Origin of the sequence: Caldalkalibacillus salinus, from assembly GCF_016745835.1 — a bacterium.
Lineage (GTDB): Bacteria > Bacillota > Bacilli > Caldalkalibacillales > JCM-10596 > Caldalkalibacillus_A > Caldalkalibacillus_A salinus.
The window spans coordinates 1-637 of the sequence record NZ_JAERVL010000050.1; the positions used below are offsets into that span (position 1 = coordinate 1).

General features: G+C 38.6%; 1 protein-coding gene. It reads left to right on the forward strand.

The window, feature by feature from the left end; genetic code table 11:
* Nucleotides 1-453: 453 nt before the first annotated feature.
* Nucleotides 454-637, forward strand: a 184-nt coding sequence (locus JKM87_RS17595; protein WP_202081767.1) for a hypothetical protein, incomplete at its 3' end; no start/stop codon positions are given.

Consider the following 637-nt stretch of genomic DNA (forward strand, 5'->3'; position numbering starts at 1 on the left):
ATACGAACTACGCCTTAGGATGAACACAAATCTTAAGGCGTTTTCTATTTTTAAAGATTTGCGCATTAATAAATTGAGAATGATGGCGAAATGATCATTGTAGAATAAAGTAAAGTTAAACCATTATGCAAGCCATCATCACAGGTTTTATCTTCATTTTGTTGATCTGTTTTTTTATCACAAGTAAATATGTAGCTGAGCGGAGAAAGGTATCTACTATCATCATAACGTCTATCTTTATTCTAGCAATCTGTAGTAGAATTAATAAGAGGCCATGTAGCACTAGACGATATTCGCTTCTTCGCCGATAACGAGGTGACACCTAGCCAGCTTAAGCATCTTGTTCAGGATCTGAACGGATTAGTATTTTCAAGAGCCAGGAGATCATCTATGTTTTTCGTATCGATTAGGTACGCTCTTCTGAGGTCCTTAAACGTATAGCCGTAATCAGCTATGAGACCTTTCGCTGACGGCCAAAAAGCGGATGGGACAAAAAGGTACCCGTATGTTAGAGAATCCCTTGGAAACATTGAGGATTTGGGTAAGAAATTTACGGTTAAAAATCAAGCCACAGTAGAAGGAAGCCCAACAGGCCTGTTATCTGAGGAGATGGCTAACCGAATTAGTAGAGAATTAC